This is a genomic window from Streptomyces sp. NPDC054849, from assembly GCF_053610945.1.
Genome location: NZ_JBSGZI010000070.1, coordinates 1 through 1,860, shown reverse-complemented (window position 1 = coordinate 1,860; position 1,860 = coordinate 1). Strand labels below are relative to the sequence as shown.

Here is a 1,860-nt window from a genome sequence, read left to right as displayed (position 1 = left end):
TGCGCTCACTGTCCGCAGGCTCCGCAGCCGCAGGAACAGGCTTCGGCTTCTCCGTCGCGGGAGCCGCCGACTCCACATCGTCAGCCGGTGCCGACGCAGAAGCGGAATCAAACTTCGGCGCCCGGAACACCGCAGTGCGCTCGCCGCCCACAGGCTTCGCCTCAGCCGCCGGGACCGATGCGGAATCAGAATCAGAGTCCGGCTCCTCGGCGTGAACACGCGAAGCGGTCGCGCCCGTCGGCACGGCGTCCGGCTCGCGCTCCCTGCCCACGGGCTTCACGTCGGCAGCGGGCTCCTCCACCACTGCGTCTGCGTCTGCGTCTGCGTCTGCGTCTGCGTCTGCGGAAACGGACTTCACGGCTTGGCCCGATGCGGCATCGGCGTCGGGCTTCGCGGATTCGTCGGCCTTGGCCACCCAGGCCGCCACCGCCTCCCGCAACGGATCCCGCTCACCGGCCTCGGCCGCGTCGGCCTCGACGGCGTCGGCCTCGACGGCGTCGGCCTCGACGGCGTCGGCCTCGACGGCGTCGGCGGCTTCGGATTCGGCCTCCGCCTCGGCTACGGCCTCCGCCGAAGCACCCGCCTCACCGGCGCCGGCGGCCTTCGCCCCGCCCTCGGGTTCCCTCGGCCGGAACACCGACAGCCTCGGATCACGCTCCGCGGACGACTCCGCCGCCCCCGGCACTCCTGCATCTACCGACTTGTCGGGGGACTCGCCCGCCACCGTTCCTCCTCCATCGCCGCCACGTTCGGCTGTCCGAATGTCTAACAGTGTCCCGTCTCGGGGGCATCGCCCCCGTGCTAGACGAGAACGACATAGTTGCGGGTTCCCCCACAAAGCGGCCACGCGCTCTCGACAGATGAATGTGAGAGGCGTCACCCTGTCACTCATCCACGCGGGGAGGCATGGATGGGCAGGAGCCGCAGAACAATTCCGGAGGAGCTTCTGCTGCTCGCCTTGGACCCGGCCACGGGTACCACGGCGCAGCCGCAGTCGCTCGACCTCGGCCTGGCCGGGGCACAGCTAGTGGAGCTGGCTCTGGCAGGACGGATAGCCCCTGATGGGGATCGTATCGCCGTGGTGATGCCACGGCCGACAGGAGATCCGACTCTGGACTCCGCACTGGAACTGCTGCGCAGGCGCGGCAGCCCGGTACGGGCCGTCCACTGGATCGGCGGACCCCGGCTGGGGCTCCGTCAGATTTACCTCGCTCATCTGGAGCGCTGCGGCATGGTCCATGCCGTCGCGGGTCAGATGTGCGGGGTGTTGCCGACCACTCGCTACCAGGCGACGGACACGGAGATCAGCCGGGAGATCCGAGCCCGGCTCGACAGTGCGATCCGCACCGGCGTACCGCCGGACCCGCGGACCGCGGCGCTTGCCGCACTGGCCCACGCGGTCGGACTCGGCAAGCACCTGTACCCCGGCAACGAGGGGCGGTCGTCCAGGTCCCGGCTGCGGGATCTGATCCGGCACGACCCGATGGGCGGACTCGTGGCGCACGCCGTGATGGACGTCCAGAACGGTGTGGCGGCACAGCCACGCCGTGACCGCGCACCGGCACCGCCGGTCCGGGCCACGGCGAGCGGCGTCCCGCTGCAGCCGCGCCGGACGGGTGCGATGGCTCGCGCGGCCGCGCACTGATCCACCCGCAGTAACAGGCCCGGATCCCCGGATTTTCGGGTCCCCGGATCTTCGGATCCCCGGATCCCCGGGTCTGCTCAGCTCCACCGCAACACCATCTCAGTGCCACCGCAACGCCATCTCGGTTCCACCGCAACACCCTTGCAACGCCATCGCCGGACCGACGTCCACAAAGACCCGGTTCGGGAGCCGCCAGCGCGCGGGGTGGCGGGGCC

General features: G+C 70.9%; 1 protein-coding gene and 1 pseudogene. One reads left to right on the top strand and one right to left on the bottom strand.

The genetic code is table 11. The annotated features are described in order from the left end of the window. Positions 1-724, bottom strand: a pseudogene (locus ACWGIF_RS25930) (hypothetical protein); the annotation flags it as partial. Positions 725-910: 186 nt separating this feature from the next. On the opposite strand from ACWGIF_RS25930, the gene ACWGIF_RS25925 reads away from it, so the two are divergent. Continuing rightward, complete coding sequence (locus tag ACWGIF_RS25925; protein WP_453500919.1) at positions 911-1,645, top strand: GOLPH3/VPS74 family protein; 735 nt, start codon at positions 911-913, stop codon at positions 1,643-1,645. Positions 1,646-1,860: the final 215 nt, after the last annotated feature.